General features: G+C 42.5%; 25 protein-coding genes. 5 read left to right on the forward strand and 20 right to left on the reverse strand.

The window, feature by feature from the left end; translation table 11 throughout:
- Positions 1-296 precede the first annotated feature (296 nt).
- The 12 genes from DMO16_RS10100 to DMO16_RS10155 form a co-directional block, all read right to left on the reverse strand.
- Positions 297-782 (reverse strand): peptidoglycan-binding domain-containing protein, encoded by a 486-nt coding sequence (locus tag DMO16_RS10100; protein WP_206738087.1) that lies wholly within the window; start codon positions 780-782, stop codon positions 297-299.
- A 133-nt stretch (positions 783-915) separates the two neighbouring features.
- Complete coding sequence (locus DMO16_RS24245; protein WP_164988896.1) at positions 916-1,509, reverse strand: hypothetical protein; 594 nt, start codon at positions 1,507-1,509, stop codon at positions 916-918.
- 54 nt (positions 1,510-1,563) lie between these two features.
- On the reverse strand, positions 1,564-2,544 hold the full coding sequence (locus DMO16_RS10110; RefSeq protein ID WP_061967782.1) for a cation diffusion facilitator family transporter: 981 nt from the start codon (positions 2,542-2,544) through the stop codon (positions 1,564-1,566).
- 168 nt (positions 2,545-2,712) lie between these two features.
- A complete protein-coding gene (locus DMO16_RS10115) occupies positions 2,713-3,285 on the reverse strand; it encodes an undecaprenyl-diphosphatase (RefSeq protein WP_129477214.1) in 573 nt (190 codons plus the stop codon).
- Positions 3,257-4,270 (reverse strand): glycosyltransferase family 2 protein, encoded by a 1,014-nt coding sequence (locus tag DMO16_RS10120; protein ID WP_129477216.1) that lies wholly within the window; start codon positions 4,268-4,270, stop codon positions 3,257-3,259. The genes DMO16_RS10115 and DMO16_RS10120 overlap by 29 nt, the downstream gene beginning before the upstream one ends.
- Before the next feature lie 30 nt (positions 4,271-4,300).
- Complete coding sequence (locus DMO16_RS10125) at positions 4,301-5,983, reverse strand: DUF6044 family protein (protein WP_129477218.1); 1,683 nt, start codon at positions 5,981-5,983, stop codon at positions 4,301-4,303.
- Between the two features lie 30 nt (positions 5,984-6,013).
- Positions 6,014-7,147, reverse strand: a complete 1,134-nt coding sequence (locus tag DMO16_RS10130; RefSeq protein WP_129477220.1) for an MGDG synthase family glycosyltransferase — start codon at positions 7,145-7,147, stop codon at positions 6,014-6,016.
- 133 nt (positions 7,148-7,280) lie between these two features.
- On the reverse strand, positions 7,281-8,114 hold the full coding sequence (locus tag DMO16_RS10135; protein WP_061967771.1) for a hypothetical protein: 834 nt from the start codon (positions 8,112-8,114) through the stop codon (positions 7,281-7,283).
- 11 nt (positions 8,115-8,125) lie between these two features.
- Positions 8,126-8,629, reverse strand: coding sequence for an anti-sigma factor family protein (locus DMO16_RS10140; RefSeq protein ID WP_129477222.1), 504 nt, complete (start codon positions 8,627-8,629; stop codon positions 8,126-8,128).
- A 5-nt stretch (positions 8,630-8,634) separates the two neighbouring features.
- Positions 8,635-9,168 (reverse strand): RNA polymerase sigma factor, encoded by a 534-nt coding sequence (locus tag DMO16_RS10145; protein WP_129477224.1) that lies wholly within the window; start codon positions 9,166-9,168, stop codon positions 8,635-8,637.
- 190 nt (positions 9,169-9,358) lie between these two features.
- Entirely contained in the window at positions 9,359-10,165 is an 807-nt protein-coding gene (locus DMO16_RS10150; RefSeq protein ID WP_241840528.1) for a DUF2935 domain-containing protein, read from the reverse strand.
- Positions 10,166-10,230: 65 nt separating this feature from the next.
- Complete coding sequence (locus tag DMO16_RS10155) at positions 10,231-11,586, reverse strand: amino acid permease (protein ID WP_061967760.1); 1,356 nt, start codon at positions 11,584-11,586, stop codon at positions 10,231-10,233.
- 139 nt (positions 11,587-11,725) lie between these two features.
- On the opposite strand from DMO16_RS10155, the gene DMO16_RS10160 reads away from it, so the two are divergent.
- Positions 11,726-12,547, forward strand: a complete 822-nt coding sequence (locus DMO16_RS10160; RefSeq protein WP_129477228.1) for an MBL fold metallo-hydrolase — start codon at positions 11,726-11,728, stop codon at positions 12,545-12,547.
- 43 nt (positions 12,548-12,590) lie between these two features.
- Here the strand turns inward: DMO16_RS10160 and DMO16_RS10165 are convergent, their stop codons facing one another.
- The 5 genes from DMO16_RS10165 to DMO16_RS10185 all read right to left on the reverse strand — a co-directional run bounded on the left by DMO16_RS10165 (position 12,591) and on the right by DMO16_RS10185 (position 16,125).
- Complete coding sequence (locus DMO16_RS10165) at positions 12,591-13,226, reverse strand: FMN-dependent NADH-azoreductase (protein ID WP_061967754.1); 636 nt, start codon at positions 13,224-13,226, stop codon at positions 12,591-12,593.
- Between the two features lie 71 nt (positions 13,227-13,297).
- On the reverse strand, positions 13,298-14,272 hold the full coding sequence (locus tag DMO16_RS10170; RefSeq protein ID WP_129477230.1) for a ring-cleaving dioxygenase: 975 nt from the start codon (positions 14,270-14,272) through the stop codon (positions 13,298-13,300).
- A gap of 117 nt (positions 14,273-14,389) precedes the next feature.
- Complete coding sequence (locus DMO16_RS10175; RefSeq protein ID WP_129477232.1) at positions 14,390-15,232, reverse strand: STAS domain-containing protein; 843 nt, start codon at positions 15,230-15,232, stop codon at positions 14,390-14,392.
- Positions 15,233-15,293: 61 nt separating this feature from the next.
- Positions 15,294-15,785: a hypothetical protein gene (locus DMO16_RS10180; protein ID WP_061967745.1), complete on the reverse strand. Its 492-nt coding sequence runs from the start codon at positions 15,783-15,785 to the stop codon at positions 15,294-15,296.
- Between the two features lie 106 nt (positions 15,786-15,891).
- Complete coding sequence (locus tag DMO16_RS10185; protein ID WP_129477234.1) at positions 15,892-16,125, reverse strand: hypothetical protein; 234 nt, start codon at positions 16,123-16,125, stop codon at positions 15,892-15,894.
- A gap of 507 nt (positions 16,126-16,632) precedes the next feature.
- Here DMO16_RS10185 and DMO16_RS10190 point away from each other — a divergent pair.
- Both DMO16_RS10190 and DMO16_RS10195 read left to right on the forward strand, forming a co-directional pair.
- Positions 16,633-18,276 (forward strand): M4 family metallopeptidase, encoded by a 1,644-nt coding sequence (locus DMO16_RS10190; protein ID WP_129477236.1) that lies wholly within the window; start codon positions 16,633-16,635, stop codon positions 18,274-18,276.
- Between the two features lie 148 nt (positions 18,277-18,424).
- Positions 18,425-19,060 (forward strand): flavodoxin family protein, encoded by a 636-nt coding sequence (locus DMO16_RS10195; protein ID WP_129477239.1) that lies wholly within the window; start codon positions 18,425-18,427, stop codon positions 19,058-19,060.
- Between the two features lie 38 nt (positions 19,061-19,098).
- Here the strand turns inward: DMO16_RS10195 and DMO16_RS10200 are convergent, their stop codons facing one another.
- Entirely contained in the window at positions 19,099-19,530 is a 432-nt protein-coding gene (locus DMO16_RS10200) for a MerR family transcriptional regulator (RefSeq protein WP_061967735.1), read from the reverse strand.
- 194 nt (positions 19,531-19,724) lie between these two features.
- Between DMO16_RS10200 and DMO16_RS10205 the strand changes: the two genes are divergently transcribed.
- Positions 19,725-20,915: an MFS transporter gene (locus DMO16_RS10205; protein WP_129477241.1), complete on the forward strand. Its 1,191-nt coding sequence runs from the start codon at positions 19,725-19,727 to the stop codon at positions 20,913-20,915.
- 21 nt (positions 20,916-20,936) lie between these two features.
- A complete protein-coding gene (locus DMO16_RS10210) occupies positions 20,937-21,356 on the forward strand; it encodes a universal stress protein (protein ID WP_061967732.1) in 420 nt (139 codons plus the stop codon).
- A gap of 34 nt (positions 21,357-21,390) precedes the next feature.
- On the opposite strand, the gene DMO16_RS10215 is transcribed toward DMO16_RS10210, so the two are convergent.
- Positions 21,391-21,591 (reverse strand): hypothetical protein, encoded by a 201-nt coding sequence (locus DMO16_RS10215; RefSeq protein ID WP_061967730.1) that lies wholly within the window; start codon positions 21,589-21,591, stop codon positions 21,391-21,393.
- Between the two features lie 126 nt (positions 21,592-21,717).
- Positions 21,718-21,909 carry a Fur-regulated basic protein FbpA gene (locus DMO16_RS10220; RefSeq protein WP_061967728.1) on the reverse strand — a complete coding sequence of 64 codons (192 nt, stop codon included), beginning with the start codon at positions 21,907-21,909 and terminating at the stop codon, positions 21,718-21,720.
- Between the last annotated feature and the right edge of the window lie 68 nt (positions 21,910-21,977).

Here is a 21,977-nt window from a genome sequence, read left to right on the forward strand (position 1 = left end):
GAGCCGCCTTTAGCATGAGATGCTGGGGGTGGCTATTTTTTGTAAAAGCACCAAATGGGCGCTCTACAAATAGAGACATCATAGCTTTCAATTACCTTGCAGATTGTTTTACTGGAGGTATGTAACGTGCAAACCTTACATCAACATTTGAAAAATTGTGAAGCCCCTCACGCTAGTAAAAAAAGAATAAGAGCCATTCCTTCGAATGGGAAAGAAGAGCTCTTTTTATAGATAACACCTTGTAGAGTCATAGATCTCTAAAGTGAAGGAAAATATGTCGGGGATGTACCCTTCCCTTAATTGGCATATAAGCGATACGAATCGGTTAATGTATCGCCGTTACCATAAATGTATGCCTTAGATGGGGCATAGAAATTGCTGCTGTCGTACTTCCAATGAATCCTTAGCGCCATATAACCGCCTGCTCCGTACGTGTTGGTTCCTCTTTTTTCAATATATTGAGAGAAGCTGTCCCACGTTCTAGGACCCACAACGCCGTCAACCATTAAGTTATGCGTTTTTTGATATTTTTTTACGGCAGCTTCGGTTTTCGGACCGAAGATTCCATCCGAATCAATGACGGAGGAGTCAGTGTAAAATCGAAGAACATTAATGATGTACTGCATGTTTTTAACTTCAACACCACGGGCATCTTTACGTAAAATCGAGTTTTTATCCCAGTCTGACGGATGATGAAACCCGGGTGCTGAGGCAGATGCGGTAGAAAAGGAAATTCCCCAGGCCAAAAGAACAATTACCATACTGGCTACTATTTTCTTCACAATGCCATCTCCCTTTTATTAACTAGTGCAAACCCCTTACAAATTTCCCCTCTTTCTGAAAATTCCCCCTTTTCGTAAATTGAACCCTTTCTTTCTTGAGGCCAATGCCCTGTTTTCTTCTGTGCCTTTGGAATCAGTGTCCAAGTGTGGCAAGGAAGAATAGGATATTTTGTATGCAAATAAGGAGGTTTTTGGATGAATGAATATTATGGGCAGCATTCGAACCCACGAATGTTTCCTCAACTCCCCGGCCAGGGCGGAGGCCAGCAGGCACCTGGTTTTCATGGCTTTCTCCCGCAGGGACAGGGCGGGCAGCAGCAGATGCCTCAGCTTCCTGGGCTTTTCCCCGGTATGCCTGGTGGTCAACAGCAACAGGGACAGCAAGGCGGACAATCACAGCAGGGACAGGGCGGGCAGCAGCAGATGCCTCAATTCCCTGGGCTCTTCCCCGGTATGCCCGGTGGTCAACAGCAACAGGGACAGCAAGGCGGACAATCACAGCAGGGGCAGAGCGGACAGCAGCAGATGCCTCAATTCCCTGGACTTTTCCCCGGTATGCCCGGTGGTCAACAGCAACAAGGACAGCAAGCTCAACAGGTGTTTTATCCTTACTACTACCCGCCTGGCATGTTTTAAGCCTGCCGGACAGTAAATGTTTAAAACGGCCAGTAACCTGACGATTCTGGACAGCAACTTCCGCTTTTGGCCTGTATTTCTCTGTAAACATATAAAAAAAGGGAATTTCCTCTGCGGAATTCCCTTGTTTTTAATAAAATGTAGCTTATTCTTCCGATTTCTCTGTAGGGTTTTGCTTTTCCCACCGCTGTACGCCGTCATCTTCATCAAATTCGATGGTGACATCGGTGACGCCTTTTTCCTGCAGGATCTTTTCTTCCAGCCGATCTTTAATATCGTCGGCCTGGGCAACGGTCAGTGCAGGATCCACTTCTACTTCAAGCTCTACGTGGAGTTCCTCACCTTCTTTGATAACTACGACTTCCACCACATCTTTTACTTCAGGGTCACGCAAAACGAGTTCCCCGATTTTGTCTTCCATCTCTTCATCGGCTTCCCCAAGGACACCTGCCGCATTATCGAGAAACACTTTGCCTACAACAAAGAACATCATGAGACCAATAATAATAGAAGCAATTCCTTCCGCCTGATGAAAGGGGGTAAAATGGGAAATAACGATGGCGACGATTGCCAGGATCCCTCCCGCTGTCGCAACAAGATCTTCCATAAAGACAAGCTTGGTGGCCGGTTTGGCTTTTGGCAGGTGACCGAAGCTTTTAAAGAACACCGCAAAACCGCTTGTTGTGTCGCCAACGTCATGCATAATCTCCCTCATGGCCTTAAAGAGAACAAATCCCTCAAGCACAACAGCAGCACAAAGTACGGCAACATTTATCACAAAACCGGTGGATTCTGTCGGGTGAAAAATATGTGAAAAACCTTCCTTGATCGTTTCAAAAGACATAATGCCTACAATAATAACGGCTCCAAGCAGAACCAGATGAACCAGTCTGCCAAATCCATTTGGAAAGCGGTTCGTCGCACCTCTTTTGCTTAATGCAGAACCAATAAATACAAAAAATTGATTGGCCGCATCCCCCAGGCTGTGCATGGTTTCAGCAAACATGGCTACGTTCCCAGTGTAAATATAGGTGCCGCCTTTTATAATCGCAATAATGGTGTTCACAATCGCCGCCAAAAAAGCAGATTTGTTACCGTTTTTTAATAATTTGAATAACCTTCCCATTGGATCCTCTCTCTCATCAAAAGTGTCATGCGTTATGTATAGATTTCATTTTCATTCTACCCGCTCTGCTCTTTACCTACACTTAATTTCCCTTTCTTGAATACTAAAAAAACCCTTTCTTTCCTATTTTAGCGATTCATCCATAGGAAGGAAAGGGTATTCGGCAGGCTATTTGCTCCAAATGGCCTGCTTTACTGTAGATTGAACTTGATTGTATTTACGAAGAATGACGTTTACAAACGGATCAAAAACAGGGGACAGCAGATAAACAAGGATACTGATGATTCCCGCGACTACTATACTTCCAGCAACATCAAAAGGATAATGCTGTCCTGTCCAAACACGTGATAATCCTGTTAACGCCGCTACCGCCAGCATTGCACTTCCAAGCTTTTTGTGGCTTAAGAATACGGCAAACGATAAAGCAAACGCACCTGTGGTATGGTCACTCGGAAACGAAGCATCCGCCGCATGTTTGAACAGCAAATGCACATGATGGCTGACAAATGGCCTTGGTTCATAATAAAGAAGTGTGATGATATAGTTTGCGATCAGCCCCAAAATTCCAGTTATTCCTGAATAGATTGCTAATCTTTTATATGAATCATTTGTAAACCACAGGACCAAAAGAACAAGGGCATAGAGATAAAGCGCCTTTTGGCTTAAAAAAATCATAAAACTATCCAATACAGGATGAGAAACGGACAAATTATTAATATCTTGAAACCACTGGTAGTTCATTTTTTTCCCTTTCTTTCGGTTGATTTCCTACATTATTCAAATTGAGACTTGTTTCAATTGAATATTTCGGACGCCTTTTTACTTCAGTAAAGATTTTCCCGATATACTCACCGATAACCCCAATTCCCATCAGCTGCAGACCGCCAATGAACCAGATGGAGATCATTAGTGAAGACCATCCGGCTGCTGCATTCCCCATTACTTTATGCACCAATGTGTATGCTCCTGTAAGCATACTGAGACAAACCGCCATAAAGCCAATCACGGTAACAAAACGAATGGGCGTGATACTGAACGAGGTGATTCCATCGGCAGCAAATGCCAGCATCTTTTTTAACGGGTACTTCGTCTCCCCTGCCAGGCGTTCTTTCCGGTCATAATAAACTTTGGCTGTTTTCATCCCAATCAGCGGAATAATCCCTCTTAAAAAGAGGTTGCTTTCTTCATAGCGGCATAGCTCGTCAAGTGCCCGTTTGCTCATCAGCCGGAAGTCTGCATGGTTAGGAATAAGATCAATGCCTATTTTATTCATGAAACCGTAAAATCCATTAGCGGTTACCCGTTTGAAAAAGGTATCAGTGTCCCGTTTTTTACGAACGCCGTAAACAATTTCGCATCCTTCTTTATATTTTAAAATAAAATCACGGATCACCAGGATATCATCCTGCAAATCTGCATCAATCGATATCACACAGTCGGAGATTTCCTTCGCCTCCATGAGTCCGGCTAACAACGCATTCTGATGACCGGCATTACGGGACAATTTCAATCCTGTAACAAACCCATTCACTAAACTTTCTTTTTCAATCAATTCCCATGTTCCGTCTTTGCTCCCATCATCAACAAACAAGATTCTGCTTTGAGGATGAATCCATTTCTCTGTTTCCAGATCTTCCAGCAAATAGGTTAATTGCTTTGTTGTTTCACCCAGGACTTCTTCTTCGTTATAGCAGGGAACAACAATGGTAACAACCGGTTGATTCATCAGTTCCACTCCCTTTCGCTCGTGCTGCAATCATCTCGTCTGGTAAAGATAAATTTTCCATACCGAATGTGGATCGGTGAACACTTTTTTCAATACCAAGTGATCTTGCTTGGCATTCTTAACAGGTACAGCTGAAAAAATATACCGGCCTCCCAGCTTCTTAAAGGCTTGGATATTTAATTGAAGCTGATGAATTTGTTTTGTGGATGTTTTCTCATAATCATAATGTTCTCCCAGTTCCGCTGAATACAAATAACAGCGGCCTCCCCAGTGATCAAAGTAGCTTTTGAGCTTTGGACTTTTGTCCAATTCCTTAGCAATAATGGAACGGAACCGATGTTTATAGGAAAGTGGATAAAAATTGTTATACGTATCCACTGTGTAAAAACCATTGTATTGCGCGATGGCGGGGTGAAGCCCCAGACTTGCCACCCGGTAGGAACTTTTTGGTTTTCCAATATACGTATCAATTTTTTTAAACAGCTGCACAGAGTAAAATTCTTTAAACGAGGGATATCCAGCGATACGATACCGCACTTCTTCGTTCAAGGTAAAAAGCAGAGTCAGCTGGAGGATCAGGAATACAACAGCGGCTTTTTTCCCTTTCCCTCCACCCTTCCAGAAAATTCTCAGCCCTATGGCAAACAAGAGATACCATAGTAATGGATGTAAAAAGTGAAAACGTGAAAAGTTAAATGTCCGCAGAAGCGAAATATGGGCTTTAATCGGCTCCCATCCCTTGTAGAACCAAAAACCATACCATACAGAAAGCAGTACATTTAAGATCATAAGGTAAACGAATGTTTTTTCATTCCGCCACTTGTTTTCTTTTATCAAATTCCATAGGACCATGATCAACAGTGGCAGGATAAAATACGTATGAATGGTCATGACATGGGTATGGCCCAAAAGAAAATTTTTCAGCATAAGCTTCATGGATGAAGGACCATCAAGAACAGATTCATCAAATTCATTTCTGTTGGTCGGCGGCTGAGGCAATAACAGGGAAAAGACAAGCCTGTATTCAGTGAGCAAATACATTCCTGCCATAAAAATGATGCTTAACAGGAATCTCCCATTCCACTGCCGGCTGCGATATACGTCAATCATCCATAAAAGAGCCATAAAAGCCAGAAAAAAGAAAAAACCTAATACAAAACTCGAATAGAAAGGAAGACAAAAAAGAACCAGCCACTCTTTCGACCCGGAGGTACGGTTTCGAATATTTAAAAACGCCCATAATGCAAGCGGCATACCGAGAGTGCTGAGCATACCCGATGGCCAAAACGGGGTAAGTGCAAAAGCCAGGGATGCACCTACCCGTAAAACGGCTAATCCCTCTTCCTTTATGAAATGCTTCCTTAAAAGCAAGTACATTCCAATGAACGCGATCACCCGCGTAATAGCCTGCGAAAAAGCATAAGCGAGCATCGATGGAAAGAGGGTATGAAGCCAGACAATGCCACTGAATTCCGAATCAAACGCATCTCTTGGCACACCATTGATCACTTGTGGAATGACAGCATTCAGAGGTCCAAGCAGCTGGCCACTCTCCTTTAGTTCCTTGTACCACGTGATATTGGAGTCCATATTATCATGGACGCGGATATGAGCATTTTCCCCAAGAATAAACAGGGGTGAAAGATAGATCAGAAGGACAATTACTGCCGCAGTTAAATATTGGGTTTCCTTTAGTTGATTCCATCTGAACATACGATATACTCCTGCCTTGATGTAATGATTTTAAGCCTGACGGCTCAAGGTAAAAGCCGGCTCCAGCAAAGATTGGATAAATTTCGTAATTTGATCAGGCGATAACATTTCAAGCCCTTTCTCATAAGCATTTTTGGCAGCTTGCCAATTTTTCATGGCAGGTTGATTTCGGAGTACCCGTTTCAATTGAAATTCCAGCGGCAATGATTTATCGATCCGGAAAACCAAATTCTTTTCCTCCAGGTACTCGAGATTTATTTCTTCTTGTCCCGGGAGTACGGAGTGTACAAATATCGGCAAGTTTTTCCTAAGTGCTTCACTCACCGTAATTCCGCCGGGCTTTGTAACGATGGCATCTACTCTGTCATACCATTCATTCATTTCGCTCCTTGATGAAATATAAGGCAGCGGATGTATATTTGCCGTACCCAGTGATCGGATCTTTTCATATAGTTTTTTGTTTTTTCCGCACAAGACATAATAATCAAAGGCGTTGGAAGAACCAGCGGCAGTAATCAATTCATAAATATCACCCAAACCGCTGCTCCCTCCGGAGATTAATACTTTCCTCCTGCTGCCCTTTGATAAAATCGTTGCTTTTCTTTGGAACTGCTCATGAACCGGAATCCCAGAGACAATGATTTTATCTTGAGGGATATGGTGTTCATCCATGAGCATTGTTTTCATATCCTGATTGGGTACGAAGTGGTAATCAATCTCTTGTCTTCCCCATACGTCATTAATGAAAAAATCAGTATAAACATTCATTACAGGGATATGGCATTTCCCTTTTCGTTTTAGCTCATTCACGAGATAGGACGGGATGCTGTGCGTGCATATAATCACATCAGGCTGTTCATCCTCCAAAAGCTTGTGCATAGCCTTTAAAAACAACAGATCGTATCCTTTAAAGGACTCTCTTCGAATAGTGGAATACGTAAAGTTCTTATATATAAGTTCATAGGTACCTGGCAAATGTTTAATCCATTTCAAGTAGGTCTTAGTCACCATTTTTTCAAGGGAAGCATTCATATAGCTTAACAAGTCCACTTTTTTTAAAACAATATCCTTCTCTCTGATTTTCAGCATGTCGATTAATGCCTCTGCGGCCTGATGATGGCCGGATGGCATCTGTAAAAACGGCAAAAATAATATTTTCCTCATTCTTCATCACCTATTTTATAAATAAAATTTCATTTAATGAATCTTGTACACTTAAAAAGACGGAAGTTCGTCCAAAAAGTTCATTACAAATTAAAAAAAGTCCCGGCAAATCCTGCCAGGGACTTAAACTTACTTATTTACGAGCTCGAAAGCGTTCAAACAGAAATTTAAATGCTCCTCCCAATGATAGAAAAAAGAGAAGAAAGAAGAAAATACTGCCGATAATCGGAAAGTTGAACAAGGACACCAGCAAAAAAGAACCAGTCAAATATCGAAGCCATGGAGCTTTATTCTCCAAGCCGGAAAATCGGGCCGCTATTTCATGGCTATAGACGGCCAGCCCCGTAATAAATATCAGTACCGGTAAAAGTAAAAGCAGAATGGAGACAGGAATTCCAATGACCGTAATACCGAGCAATACACCTACAACCAACAGTGCGGCACTGATAATAGCTCCTGATAAAATCAGACGTGGAGCCTGTCCCTTTGTTACTTCTGCCAGGCTGTTTGTTCGTTTGTGAAGCGACACGCCGGCAAGTACCGTTAAGAAAACCAGCACAATGCTTGCAATAAGCCTGAGCAGCCAGCCGCTGATCAGGACCAGCCCCCCAAGAAAAAGGCTGTTTTGTGATGGACTGTTCAGATTCATGGCGATGATATTATCGGTTACCTTCGAACCTGCTTCTTGTTTGACATGTCCACCAATGACAAGGACCAGTTCCTTTACTTTTGCTTTTTTCTTGATGTCTACATTTCCATTAATAACAATGACAGCAGTTTTCACCTTTCCCTTTACGATCGCATCGTGTCCAAAAACAATGACATTTTCAACACTTTGCTTTGCGGGCACCATCACTTCTTTTTGTTTGATCACATTCTTTTCAGCACCATAAACGGTTGGAGCTGCAAGTGTGAGGGCCATCATGAAAACAATCGTTATGCTTAATAAAATACGGTGCTTTTTCATCGCTGCCCTCCTCACCCTGTTGACTTTGTATCCAGTAGTCTTCGCACAGACCATCCTGATGCTATCAGCACGATTAGCGCCAGCACTAAGAAAACTTCAATCAGATTTGGCAAAGCCCCCGCCACGGTAAAGGCTGAACGTATTAAACTAAAGGAAATCGAAGTAAGAGTAACCCCCACATGAATCCCTTTCGTAATAACCGATGAGGCGAACCATAGAAAAGCGGCCATAACAATGGCCCCCGCAATAGCTGCAGCCATACCTCCCCGGGAAAGAAGCGTCTCAGGTGTAGATTCAAAACGGATCCTGGCCATCACCGTTTGCTCCATGTTGCTGTTTTTCATATCAAACTCCTCATAAGCAGATGACAGTAAAGCCTTTAATTCCAATAGATGAGCCACTTCTTCCCTACATTCCCCGCAGTCACTCATATGCCTTTCCACTTCTTGTCGTTGCTTCTTCCCTAACTCATCATCGACATAAGCGGATAGAAGTTCATGTATTTCTTCATGCATCCCGATCACCCTCTCAACAATTCTTTTCTCAGTTCTTTGCGGGCTATATTAATTCTGGATTTAACCGTTCCCTCTGGTATTTCCAGTATTTCTGCAATCTCTTGATAAGAAAATCCCTGGATGTCCCTTAAAACAATCACTGTGCGATGCTCCGGTGTAAGCTTCTGCATGGCAAGCTGCAAATTGATCCTCAACTGCAGGTTTTCAACTTCCGAGTGGGTATCCGCCATTAACTCTGTTTGTTCTGGATCGATTTGCAACTGTGGGAGTTTCTCCCTCTTCTTTATCCGGTCATAACAAAGGTTGGTAACAATTCTTGTAAGCCAGGAGGAAAAGGCATACTCCTCTTTCAATTGATCCATTGAAAAATAGGCTTTGACGAAAGCTTCTTGAGTAATATCTTCAGCTTCCATCTGATCATGGACCATCGCAAAAGCATGCCGGAACACTTTTCCTTTATATCTTTGAATAAGTTCAGAAAAGGAATCCTGGTCTCCCTTCTTAGCTTTTACGATTAATTGCTGAAGTTCTTGGTCCACATTTTTTTCACCCGTTTCTGGACAGACTGCCTTTATGAAAAATGGTTTCTAGTTAAAAAGACGCCAAATGATGAAATAAGTTCATTCTTATTTCAATTTCTTTTCCTTTATTTTGTATTAGGCGAAAATAATTCATTCAATACGATCAACATAGCATGAACATAAAAAAAAGCCCCCACTTAGGAGGTTTTCAATTTTCTTCCACCCTTGGTTTTGCAGGATTGCAGCCCGGTTCTGTCGTTTGCGAGGCCATGGCCACCTTCGTGAGATAATAGCATTCTTCTCTTGCCATATGATCGGCCATGAGAGCAGAAAACGTACCGAGCACCTCATGCGAAAGTTCCAGTTCCTCGATTTCTTTTAAAAATTTCCGGAACAACATAATCTCCATCTTCACTTCTTGATTCATGCGCTTCAAGGCCGGAAATTCTTTCAGGTTTGTCCTTAAATAACCCGCAAGTTCTACCGCCTTGATATAAAATTGTTCAAAATGAGAGCTGTATTCCTTGCTTCGCGCTTTTATATCTTTTTCTGCCGCATCCATCGTATCGGATATGGCTCCTGCATGTCCTGCAGCATCGGGAAGCCATACCATATGATAATGGAGCTCATGGTAGAGCGGCGGCATTTGTTCCGTTTTTAAATACTTAAGGATTTCTAAATACTCTTCCACCTCATTCACCATATGATTAAGAAAGGTTGGTGAAAGATGAATGCTTATTTTTCCTGTCAGGTGCCTCCTGATCATGTGAAGCTTAAAATCCCTGATTGATGTCGCCATTTCTTCCGCTGCAGCAGTTAGCTTTGTGAGATCCGCGTTTCCTCTTGCCTGCTGAAGCAGTCCGTCGAAACCTTCCTTATATCGTTTGGCCGCTTCAATTTCTTTTGTTTCCTTCGAAGCCAGGGTATCCAAAAAGAAACGCGCATGATCCCCCAGTACCTGGAGCCAAAACTGATGCTCAAACCTTGCGCTTTTTTCCCATGTTTGCCGGTCCACCTTCATCTCCTCCTTTGCACCTCTTTCATATGTATCAAAGGAAAAGATCAGTTATGCCGGATTATTTAGCTTGTTTCGGTTCTCTTCCATACCTTCCGCATAAAAAAAGCCACGATTCCAATAATGCCGGCAAGCAGGATGCTGACATAAAACCCTGGACGGATCGATTTTTCAGCTAGGGTTCCGCTGATGCTCGCCAAAATTAAAAGAAGCCCCACAACAGAAAACACTTTGCTCCACATCTTCTGCTTTAACATTTTCATGGAAGAAAGAATAATGAACAGCCAGTTATAAAGAAGCAGGATTCCTGCTGCAGTCGTGATGTATTCATAAATCTTTCCCGGCATTAACAATGCGGTGATGATGGAAGCAAGGAGACCTGCGGCCCCAAGTCCCAGAGAGGCTAACGGCAAATCCTTCAGTTTTTTAATTTTCTTGCTGAACAGTGACGGAGCATCACCATCTTCTGACATTGTACAAAGAAGGTTGGTCACACCAAAAAGGGAAGCAGTCATGGTGGAAAAACCTGCTATAATGATCGCTCCATTAAATACATGCGGAAAAAAGGCAAGATGGTAATCGTCAAGAGCGGTCACAAACGGACTTTCCTTATCGTCAAACGCCCCTTGAAAAACCATGGTGACTGCCAGCCCCATGGACACCACATAAATCGCAGCCAAAACGAACATCATGACTTTACCAGCTTTGGGTCCGTCTTCTTTCTTTTTCAACTGCATGGCCATCAGCCCGATGACCTCAATGCCGCCAAACGCATAAAATGCGTAGATCAGCGAAGACCAAAACCCCGGAAATCCATCATGAAAAAAATCGCTTGGGCTGTCAGGAAGACCTGGCTTTTTGACATCGCCATCCAGCCAGCCAAGAAGCGTTGCCCCTGCTATAATAATGAACATTAAAATAGCCGCCACTTTTACAACGGCAAGGATATTCTCAACTTTGTCAAAGCCATTGGTCCCGGTTAATACAACGATGATAGCAAGAATCGCATACCCTGAGGCAAAAACCCACAAAGGTACTTGTTCAAACCAAAAGCGCGACAAGATGGAAAGTGCCGTCAACTGGCTGCCCATGACCAGGATATTGGAGAGCCAGTAGTTCCAGCCGCAGCTGAACCCAGCCCAATGGCCAAATGCCTTTTTTGCATAGGCGCAAAAGGATCCTTTTTGCGGATCTTCTGCTGTCATCTTTGCCAATACATTAAAAACAATATACGTGCCAAGTGCAGCAAGGACAAAAGAAATGACAATGGATGGACCGGTCATCATAATTCCGATTGAAGATCCTAAAAAATACCCTGTTCCGATGGTACATCCGATCCCCATTAACGACAGCTGCCACCATGTTAAATTCCCGCCTCGGCTGTTTTGGCCGGAGGGAGAGCTGCATTTTGTCTGACTCATCAAACCACCCCTGTTCTGTCGTTAGTTTTTGTATATTGGGGTGGAATATGTAATGCTCCCATTGCCAGTAATTGCTTATCAATACAGGTTTTTTACTTTATAATCAAAGCAGACAGAAATAAAAAAAGGGGATGATCGAATGAAGCCGTATATTTGCAGCACCTGCGGGGTCCAATATCCGCCAACAGAACACCCTCCTGAAATCTGCACCATCTGCACAGAGGAACGACAATATGTTTCACCCCAGGGGCAGTCATGGATCACGTTGCAAGAGATGAGAGAGCGTAATTTTCAAAATACCATACAAGAAGATGAACCACGCCTGTACAGCATACATACCGAACCGGCTTATGCGATTTCGCAAACAGCCTACCTTATACAGGGTAATCATTTCAACCTGTTGTGGGACTGTTTGACCTATCTTGATCACGACACGATAGCGTACCTCAAGCAATTAGGAGGGATTGATGCCATCGCTCTTTCTCATCCTCATTATTATTCCACCCAGGTGGAATGGGCGGAAGCATTTGAAGCACCCATTTATATCCATGAAGATGACAAAGAGTGGGTCACACGTTCAAGCCCAATGATAAAATTTTGGTCCGGGGAAACGCTCGAGCTGAGTGATGGGCTTACCCTGTACAGGCTGGGCGGCCATTATAAAGGTGGAGCAATCGTCCACTGGTCTCAAGGAAATGAAGGAAAAGGAGTCCTTCTGACCGGAGACATCATCCAGGTGGCAGCAGACAGAAATTGGGTCAGTTTCATGTACAGTTATCCAAACTTGATTCCACTTCCGGCTTCCACCGTGGAGCGCATGGCCAGCACTGCACAGTCCATACCTTTTAACCGGTTATACAACGCGTTCCACAGAGTTGTGGCGGAAAATGCCTCTCAATCGGTCCAACGATCTGCCAAAAGATATATTAAAGCATTAAAAGGAGAATGGTTCTCCACCTAAATAAAAAGCGAAGGCAGAATACGCCTTCGCTTTTTTGATGAAGTTAAAAGGTTTGTGCCATTTCTTTTGCTTTATTGATGGCCTGTTGCTTAATCTCTTCTGCCCGTTCGGGAAATTGATTGTGTCCTTCCACAAACAAGCCTTCAAACGAAGGAATGCCAAAAAAGTTCATGATCACACTGATGTAACGGTGGCCCATCTCGAGTCCTGCCGCAGGCCCTTCCGAATAGACGCCTCCGCGGGCTTGGATATGCAGTGCCTTCTTGTCTGTAAGCAGTCCAACAGGTCCCTGTTCCGTATATCTAAAGGTCTTTCCTGCCGTACAAATAGAATCAATATAGGCTTTCATAACGGGAGGAAATGAAAAATTCCACAGAGGCGTTACAAAAATGTATTTATCTGCAGCAACAAACTGATCGGTCAGTTCGGAAAGCCGCTGTACTTTTGTCTTTTCATCTTGTGATAGCTGATCAAAGGTAGAACCCGTTCTAAGCTTTCCCCAGCCGCTGAACACATCCACATCAATGTGGGGAATATTTTCTTTATACAGATCCAGATGAACAACTTGATCAGAAGGATTGGCCTGTTTGTAAGATTCAATAAATGCTTTTCCAACCGCCATACTGAAGGATTGTGTGTCATCATGGGGATGTGCCGTAATATATAATATAGTCGTCATATCGTTATCCCTTCCTTTATCATTTGTATAGAGTTAATATGATACAAAGAAAGGAAACACATACCGTGAATTTATGTTAATTTTGTATCCAGCGGTTTCAACCTGGCCTCAATCTCTTGACGTTTGGGTTCAAGAAATGGGGGCAGGGCCAGTGATTCCCCAAGATGCTCCAGATCTTCATCCGTCGCAAATCCAGGACCGTCTGTGGCCAGTTCAAACAAAATTCCATTTAATTCCCTGAAGTAAAGCGACTTAAAGTAGAACCGATCAACAAATCCTGAATTTGGAAACTGGGCATTCTGGACTTTCTCTATCCATTTTTTTAGCTCTTCCTCATCATGGACGCGGAAAGCAACATGGTGCACCCCGCCTCTTCCAAGGCGTTCAGGGGCCAAGTCCTTCCGTTCTTCGATATGAAGCTCTGCTCCTGTGCCTCCTTCGCCTGTTTCATATACCACAACATCCGGCTGGCCGGGTTGAAACGACGGGTATTCTCCTTTTTTGCGGAATCCCAAAAGTTCCGTAATGACTTCCTCTGTAAGCTCTTTCGTGCGTACAGTCAGCCTGACGGGTCCAAGACCGGTGATGCCGTATTCATTTGGAATCGGGCTTTTGTCCCAGGGCACACCGGCAGAAACTCCTGTATTGGTTTCGTCTGATACAAGTAAAAGACGCTGTCCTTCATCGTCCTTAAAGGCGAGCGAGAGACGGCCAAATCGATCTGAAGGCTCCTCATGTACCACGTTTATTTTTTCAAATCTGTTCTTCCAATAGTTCAAAGCTTCATCATTTTTTACCCGAAGCGAAATTTCCGAAATGCTGTTGGCACCATCATGGTTTCTTCCTGCCATCGGAATTTCAAAGAATGTTAATTCGGTTCCGGCATTGCCCTTTTCATCGCCATAAAACAAATGGTAAACAGAGGTATCATCCTGGTTCACTGTTTTCTTAATCAGGCGCATGCCCAGTACCTTTGTGTAAAAGTCGTAATTTTTTCCTGCCTTTGCCGTAATCGCAGAAACGTGGTGTATCCCTTTTAATTCCATAGTTCCTCCTTATAAAGCCTGAATTTTTTCTTTATGTATATCATACCCTCTTGGTTTATAAATTCAAAAAAACAGCATTACGAAATGTAAATGCTGTTGTTATATGTGATTAAGTATTCATTTTCCCTGGTTTTTAATATCAATCGCCTGGGCCAGCGTTGAGGTTACCGATACACGGTCAAAGGACAGTCCCAGTTGAACCGCAGTTGTAGCGATCTCCGGTCGGATTCCGGACAATGTTGTCTTTACACCAACAAGATCCAGGGCATCGATCAGCTGAAACAGTTCGTGAGCTACCATCGTATCGATCATGACTACCCCTGATAAATCGATAAACAAATGGCGGATCCGCTTTTGTACACACTGGTTCAATGTATTTTCTAGAATAAATTTGGCTCTCGCTGTGTCAACATCCCCAACAAGAGGCAGCAATGCTGTATCATTATTCAATGAAATCACGGGAGAACTTAATTCATTTAACAGTTCCTGCTGGGCACGCAGCCGATCGGTGGAATATTTATGGGTTTCCTCGATAAATTGCAGCATGACAGAATCAAACACCTTAATCATCAAACGGTTCCATTCATCAATTTCCTCTTGATGCAATGTATCCCTGTTTAATGCGGCAAACTCACTGATATAATCAAAATATTGCTGGCGGACCCTCATGAACTCTTTAATGATCAAATGGATAGGTGTTCGCAGATGCTCATTGTCCTTGGCAATTTTTATGATCCACTCTTCAAACTCTTTAAAGAAAATCTCCTCAGGCTTTACAAGAACCTCGCATAAATGAATATGAAATTCATAATTTTGTTCTTTCAGCGTTTCTATCACTGTTGGATCATTGGAAGTATACACGCCGGAAGTGCTGGTTTTATCGAGAGAATTATACCATTCCTCGGTCAGATTCCTGGCCCTTTTTAAAAGAAATTGATGTAATTCTTGATTTTTATTCATTAAATTACTCCTTGTAAAATGAAATATCTCTCTATAAAAAGTTTCCCCTATTAAAGGATGTCTAGCGGGAGGTGCTTGAAACTTTTTCAAATCCTTCTTCTACAAGATAATCATGTGCTTCTATATACGATTCAAACGCCGCTTCAAGATTCAGGCCTGCATAAATATTCCATAGTTCATCCTCATGTACGAGAAGAAGCCTTTCATTGTCGGCGCCGCCTGTCCATGTTTCTTTTACAGGGATTTCCGGTTCAGTTGCAGCCACTGGTTTTTCGCTGCTTAAATAGTCTATAGAATTTGAAATGAGTGAAATAAGGTCCTCTGAGCTGTAGTCGCGAATATTAACCAATTCCTTGTCATTCTTTTGCCGGCGGTCGAGATGGCCTGCATAAACAAAGCCATTTCCGTTCGGATGCAGCTGCTGTACGACTATTTTCTTATCTCTTTTACTTTCTTCCAAGTGGTAATTGACTCGTCCGAGTGAAATATTTTTCCTGGTCAATTGTGGAAAGTGGGTTTCAATAAGTTCTATTTTTTCTTCGAATGATAGCATGCTTTGCCTCTTTCTATAATTAATTTCGCCTGATTATACCATAACCCGAGACTAGTAATATAATCCCGCCTATTATCCAAAAAAAAACACCGTGAAAGCACGGTGTTCATTTATGTCTGCAAAATTCTGCGGTTATCGCATCCATTGCGGCAGTTACGTTTGCAAATGAAACGATTTCTTGATTGTCGGTATATTTTAGTTGAAAAACATGTTCTCTTTTGCTGTAGCTGATTGAAAGTAAAGGAATGTTATTTTGACTTAGTGTGTGGGTTATTTCTGATTCAATGTACTGTTTTGCTTTTAAATCGACCAACATCTCTTGAATTTTAGATTGATTCATGGTCATCAATCCCCTTTCCAATATGAGGGGCTAAAAGCGAAAAAACCCAAATATTTTTTATTGATTCTTTAAATTATAACATATTTCGGGTTTCGTTTAAAGAGATTATGGGAATAATTATATCTTTATATTATTTTTAGGAAAAAAGTCATGATTATAAAAAAACAGCATTGCCCAATTACGGCGTACTGTCGCTTAAAATCCTTTATCTTTGGCTAATAGCTTTTTTTTAAATCCAAGAAGAACTTCCTCTCTCCTGGCATAATCTTCTTCATCCTCTTCACTCTACCATTCTCCTCCAACGGCTTCCGACAAACCAATATTTATGATGAAATATGACAAAAAATTATACTCTATTTTTGGTGTCTTGACACTTGGGAAAACAACCTGCCGGAGATATAGGAATTTAATAGAAAATCGTACTTTATTTCCCAATACCGTAAATATTCACCTGTGCTATTATGTGAGTAAGGGCGCCCCCTATAAAGAACATTAGGAGGGTATTTTATGAAAAAAGGTTTCATTGCTTTACTATCTGCCGGTCTGTTGTTCAGTTCCGCCTATCAGGCAGCAGCAGCCAACGAACCTGGAACAAAATCACAAAAACTTGTTCTTCATGAGAATAGCAAAACCCTTACTCCTCAAGTCCAAGTCACCACATCCAAGGACAAAGCCATTCCTTCCTTTATTGCAGGGAAACTTTCAAAAGGTACATACCATACCGAGAAAGACGTCCTCGCCTTTATTGACAGCAATAAACAATTATTTCAATTCAATGCAACTCATCATCTTAATTTCATTTCGAAAGAAAAGGACAACCTGGGCATGACCCATTATGTGTTCAACCAATCCATCAATGGAGTACCTGTTGATGGAGCAGTGTTCATGGTCCATACCGATCAACAAGGAAAAATCACGGCGATTAATGGAGATGTTCATGCCAACCTTCCTGAAAATATAGAATCAATCAAAAAACTCACCAAAACCAACGCGATAAATGCTGCCTGGAAACATATCGGGGAACAGCCGAAAAAAGAGAAAAACAAACCGCTTGCTTTTAAAGGGGCAAAGCTCAGCGACACGGTCGAAAAGTCAAAACTGATCATCTTCAAGGACCAAAATCAATTCAAGCTCGCCTACCGGGTGGCGCTTCAATTCATTGATCCTTATCCTGCAAACTGGCAGGTATATGTAGATGCGAACAGCGGCAAAGTCCTGAAAAGCTTTAACGCCGTGAATAGTGACGGACCTACTACCGGTTCAGGCTACGGTGTTCTTGGCGACAATAAAACGCTGAACACCTACCTTTCTGGCGGCACCTACTATTTGTATGACACTACTAAAGCCATGTCTGGTGTGATTGAGACGTATACAGCAAGAAACGGATCAAGCCTTCCCGGTGTTTATTCAACAGATACAAACAACGCTTGGACCGCCTCCAACCAGGGCGCGGATGTAGATGCCAACTACTATGCCGGCAAAGTATATGATTATTATAAAAATACGCATGGCCGCAACAGCTTTGACAATGCAGGCTCTACCATAAGGTCTACTGTTCACTATAGCTCCGGCTATAACAATGCGTTCTGGAATGGTTCACAGATGGTTTATGGGGATGGAGATGGACAGGTCTTCCGTCCACTATCAGGAGCTCTTGATGTTGTAGCACATGAGTTAACGCATGCGGTAACAGAACGTACAGCCGGACTCAATTACTCTTATCAGTCCGGGGCGCTGAATGAATCCATGTCCGATGTGTTCGGCTATTTCCTTGATCCAAACGACTGGCTGATGGGAGAAGATGTTTATACACCAGGCACAGCAGGAGACGGTCTGCGCAGTTTATCCAATCCAAAACTTTACGGACAGCCTGACCACATGAGCGGTTATGTGAACACGTCAAGCGACAATGGCGGGGTGCATACGAACAGCGGAATTCCTAACAAAGCCGCCTACAATACGATTACTGCTATTGGAAAAGCGAAAGCCGAGAAAATTTATTACAGAGCACTGACCCGCTACATGACACCATCGACCAATTTCAGTAGTGCACGTGCCGCATTACTTAGTGCAACAACGGATTTATACGGAAGCACCAGCACGGAATACAATGCAGTAAAAACAGCCTGGACCAATGTTGGCGTAAATTAAATAAAAATGATATCCCATCGCAGGCGGCCTATTGGAAGCCTGCGGTTTGTTTGTGTTGATGTTTTGTATAAAACGGCTCGATGTTTTTATAAAACAAAAACGGGTACAGATATAGAAGTAAAAATGGAGGACAAGGAGTGAACTCAGAATGACTTTGAAGGCACTAGTGATTAATTGTACATTAAATAAAAGCAATCAACCGTCAAATACCAGGGCTTTAATTGATGAAGTGGTGAAAATTTTTGATAAAAAAGAAATGGTAACAGAAATTGTTACACTTGCTGATTATAATATCGAATATGGCGTTACGGGAGAGGCGATCAGCGATCAGGATGAATGGCCTGTCATTTATGAAAAAGTAAAAGAAGCCGATATTTTGGTTATTGGTTCTCCGATCTGGCTTGGTCAGCAAAGCAGTCTGACCACCGTTTTGATCGAACGTCTTTACGGAGCAAGCAGCGAAACCAACGAGCAAGGTCAATATATCTTCTATAATAAAGTAGGCGGAGTTGTAGTCACGGGCAATGAGGACGGGGCAAAACATGTGAGCCGCTCCGTGATCTATGCACTCTCACACATCGGCTTTACTATCCCCCCGAATGTTGACACCTATTGGGTAGGAGAAGCTGGCCCTGGACCTTCTTATATTGAAGCAAAAGGATATGAAAATGAATTTACCATGCAGCATGCCGAAATTATGGGGTACAACCTGTATCACTTTGCTCGATTACTCAGGGAAAATCCCATTCCGTCAGAGGGAAATGTCATCCAACAAACCCATTAAACGAATTGTTTCATCAGCCGGCCTGTCTGCTGGCTTTTTTATTTTTCCTCTTCAAAACGAATAAGTGCTGCTTTTGCACGGTCCCTGAGAGAAACCAGATCACCTTCAACCTTTAAGATAGTCTTCTTTTTCTGCTCCAAAAGCTTTAACTGCTCTTCTACAGTATGAAGAACCTTTTCAAGCTTTTCTTTTTGCAATTCTGTACCCTTTACCTGTCTGTAGTCATGCCGCTGATGTTCGAGCATGTCGCTGAGCTTAATAAATTCCTGAAGTTCAGCAAGAGAAAAACCCATCACTTCTTTGGCGTTTGTAATCTTCTTCAAAAAATTAACATGGTCTTGTGAATATAGCCTGAACCCTCCCTCACTGCGGGGCGGTGAAGACAGCAGCCCGATCTGTTCGTAGTAACGGATGGTCCGTTTTGTCAGCCCGCTTTGTTTTGCTACTTCATCTATTTTTAAACCCGTCATTTCAAAAATCTCCCTTTAAAAAAACGTTGTATTCCAAAACTCTATATTCAAAATAACATAAATCAATATAAAAAAGGAAATAGTTACGTTGACGTAAAGGTTAACCTATATTATAATTTGTGAGTATTGATTTTATTTTGCGTGCACTACATTTAACTTTATTAACTAAATTTGATAAAAAGGGGTTTTACAGCATGCGTCAAGAAACGCTTGAGATCCAGGATCAGTCAGACAAACAGCCACTGGTCATCTGGGTCATCTTTTTTGCCACGATTATTTCGTTTATGGGATTAGGATTGGTCGACCCGATTCTCCCTGCTATCGCCAAGCAGCTTAACGCAACTCCGAGCCAGGTTTCGTTGTTATTTTCAAGTTATAACCTGATTACCGGTGTTGCAATGCTGATTACTGGTGTGGTTTCCAGCCGGGTTGGCGTTAAATGGACGTTATTAACGGGTATTTTACTTATTATTGTCTTTTCAGCATTAGCAGGTTCATCCAACGCGATTTCTCAAATTGTTGGATTCCGTGGCGGTTGGGGCCTTGGAAACTCCCTGTTTATTGCTACCGCCCTGTCAGCCATTGTTGGGTTATCCATCGGCGGAACAGCAAAAGCCATCATTCTTTATGAAGCCGCGATTGGGTTGGGAATTTCCGTCGGGCCTCTTCTTGGAGGGGAACTCGGTTCCATTTCCTGGCGCGGACCTTTCTACGGTGTCAGTGTCTTGATGGTCATCGCCTTTTTTGCTTTACTGATTAAAATGCCTCAGGTACCGAAACCAAAAGTGAAAAGTTCAATCCTTGATCCGATTAAAGCCTTAAAATATCCAGGGTTGTTCAGACTAGGACTTACGGCTTTTCTCTATAATATCGGATTCTTCACTTTGATGGCTTATTCTCCATTTGTTATGAATTTGGATGAACACGGCTTAGGTTACGTTTTCCTTGGATGGGGACTTTGCCTTGCGATTACTTCTGTATTTGTAGCACCGAAGATTCAAGCTAGATTTGGTACTGTTAAATCCATGTGTGCCATGCTTGTATTGTTTGCTTTGACCCTGCTTTCCATGGGGATTTGGACAGATCATGCCATTGTGGTAATCATTGCTGTTATTGTGGCCGGCTTGTTCCTCGGTACAAATAACACATTAATTACAACAGCTGTGATGCAGGTAGCACCTGTTGAACGGGCAACCGCTTCAGCAGCGTACAGCTTTGTCCGATTTATTGGAGGAGCCATCGGCCCATGGCTGGCAAACAAATTGGCAGAAACGTATTCGCCTCATGTTCCTTTTGTAACCGGAGCAATCTTTGTCCTGTTTGCCATGCTTGTCGTTGCATTTGGACGTAAACACTTAGCACACGTTGATACAGCATCTCACTAATAAAAAAGGAAGGTCATACTTATGTACAATAAAATTCTAATCGCTTTTGATGGCTCACCTTCTTCCGCCCGTGCACTGATGCACGGAACAGAACTGGCAAAAAAATTCGAATCCGGACGGGTGACCATCGTTCATGTGAATAAAAACCTTCCCATGCAAGAGCCGGTAATGACCATAAACCTTGATGAACTGATTGAGGAAGAAGATAAGGAATTATTGCTTCCGGCAGTGAAGTTTCTTTCCGAATCGGGAATCCATTATGAAACTCACACATTCCAGGGAGATCCCGGCCATGTGATTGCTTCTTATGCAAACGAGCATGGCTATGATGCAATCGTCATCGGAAGCACAGGAAAAGGCTTAATAAAACAAGCACTTCTCGGAAGTGTCAGTCACAGTGTTGCCCAATTGGCAGACTGCCCTGTCATCATCGTAAAATAAAAAAATCGGTTCCTTTAAAAAGGAGCCGATTTTTTTATGCTGTCCAGCCTGGCTGGTAAAAATATTTAATGTCTCCCCCGCCGCCCGGAACAATAATTCCTCTAAATGCCTTTTTGTCCTCCTGCTTTACAAGAACATCACGAAATAAAGGAAATTCCTCTTTTATCACAATATATTCACTGAGATTTCCATTTCGCAAATCAGATAGAATTTCATTGGCCAAATGTTCGTTCATTATCATTTCCTCCAATATTTCTGCTCACCTTAGTACACCACAACGCCCATTGGTATGTCCACTATCAAATGAATACATAAATACGCCTTGCAAACAAAAAACGGGGATTGAAGAAAGCACGTATCTTCAATAGGTTAATTCATCCTTTTCTTGCCGTATTTTTTTATCGGTGACGGCTTTGCCGTATTCTTCTTCCAGGTCGGTCAAGGTCAACTGAAACAAATGCCGTTCTTCTTTCTTGTACACACCCATTTCGATGAGGCTTGTCATCAGCTGGTTTCTTTTGCTTTCTACTGCTTTACGAAATTGATTTCCCATGGTTTTTCCTCCTTTTGGACAAAAAATAAACGCATGTCATATGTTGACATGGCGCCTTTGGTTGACCA

This window comes from Fictibacillus sp. S7 (assembly GCF_004127935.1).
GTDB lineage: Bacteria > Bacillota > Bacilli > Bacillales > Fictibacillaceae > Fictibacillus_C > Fictibacillus_C enclensis.

Excerpts from the sequence above, each read along its gene's own strand:
- DMO16_RS24245 (WP_164988896.1), bottom strand. The coding sequence starts at position 1,509 with ATGTTTACAGAGAAATACAGGCCAAAAGCGGAAGTTGCTGTCCAGAAT.
- DMO16_RS10110 (WP_061967782.1), bottom strand. The coding sequence starts at position 2,544 with ATGGGAAGGTTATTCAAATTATTAAAAAACGGTAACAAATCTGCTTTT.
- DMO16_RS10115 (WP_129477214.1), bottom strand. The coding sequence starts at position 3,285 with ATGAACTACCAGTGGTTTCAAGATATTAATAATTTGTCCGTTTCTCAT.
- DMO16_RS10120 (WP_129477216.1), bottom strand. The coding sequence starts at position 4,270 with ATGAATCAACCGGTTGTTACCATTGTTGTTCCCTGCTATAACGAAGAA.
- DMO16_RS10125 (WP_129477218.1), bottom strand. The coding sequence starts at position 5,983 with ATGTTCAGATGGAATCAACTAAAGGAAACCCAATATTTAACTGCGGCA.
- DMO16_RS10130 (WP_129477220.1), bottom strand. The coding sequence starts at position 7,147 with ATGAGGAAAATATTATTTTTGCCGTTTTTACAGATGCCATCCGGCCAT.
- DMO16_RS10135 (WP_061967771.1), bottom strand. The coding sequence starts at position 8,114 with ATGAAAAAGCACCGTATTTTATTAAGCATAACGATTGTTTTCATGATG.
- DMO16_RS10140 (WP_129477222.1), bottom strand. The coding sequence starts at position 8,629 with ATGCATGAAGAAATACATGAACTTCTATCCGCTTATGTCGATGATGAG.
- DMO16_RS10155 (WP_061967760.1), bottom strand. The coding sequence starts at position 11,586 with ATGAGTCAGACAAAATGCAGCTCTCCCTCCGGCCAAAACAGCCGAGGC.
- DMO16_RS10160 (WP_129477228.1), top strand. The coding sequence starts at position 11,726 with ATGAAGCCGTATATTTGCAGCACCTGCGGGGTCCAATATCCGCCAACA.
- DMO16_RS10165 (WP_061967754.1), bottom strand. The coding sequence starts at position 13,226 with ATGACGACTATATTATATATTACGGCACATCCCCATGATGACACACAA.
- DMO16_RS10170 (WP_129477230.1), bottom strand. The coding sequence starts at position 14,272 with ATGGAATTAAAAGGGATACACCACGTTTCTGCGATTACGGCAAAGGCA.
- DMO16_RS10175 (WP_129477232.1), bottom strand. The coding sequence starts at position 15,232 with ATGAATAAAAATCAAGAATTACATCAATTTCTTTTAAAAAGGGCCAGG.
- DMO16_RS10180 (WP_061967745.1), bottom strand. The coding sequence starts at position 15,785 with ATGCTATCATTCGAAGAAAAAATAGAACTTATTGAAACCCACTTTCCA.
- DMO16_RS10185 (WP_129477234.1), bottom strand. The coding sequence starts at position 16,125 with ATGAATCAATCTAAAATTCAAGAGATGTTGGTCGATTTAAAAGCAAAA.
- DMO16_RS10190 (WP_129477236.1), top strand. The coding sequence starts at position 16,633 with ATGAAAAAAGGTTTCATTGCTTTACTATCTGCCGGTCTGTTGTTCAGT.
- DMO16_RS10195 (WP_129477239.1), top strand. The coding sequence starts at position 18,425 with ATGACTTTGAAGGCACTAGTGATTAATTGTACATTAAATAAAAGCAAT.
- DMO16_RS10200 (WP_061967735.1), bottom strand. The coding sequence starts at position 19,530 with ATGACGGGTTTAAAAATAGATGAAGTAGCAAAACAAAGCGGGCTGACA.
- DMO16_RS10205 (WP_129477241.1), top strand. The coding sequence starts at position 19,725 with ATGCGTCAAGAAACGCTTGAGATCCAGGATCAGTCAGACAAACAGCCA.
- DMO16_RS10210 (WP_061967732.1), top strand. The coding sequence starts at position 20,937 with ATGTACAATAAAATTCTAATCGCTTTTGATGGCTCACCTTCTTCCGCC.
- DMO16_RS10215 (WP_061967730.1), bottom strand. The coding sequence starts at position 21,591 with ATGAACGAACATTTGGCCAATGAAATTCTATCTGATTTGCGAAATGGA.
- DMO16_RS10220 (WP_061967728.1), bottom strand. The coding sequence starts at position 21,909 with ATGGGAAATCAATTTCGTAAAGCAGTAGAAAGCAAAAGAAACCAGCTG.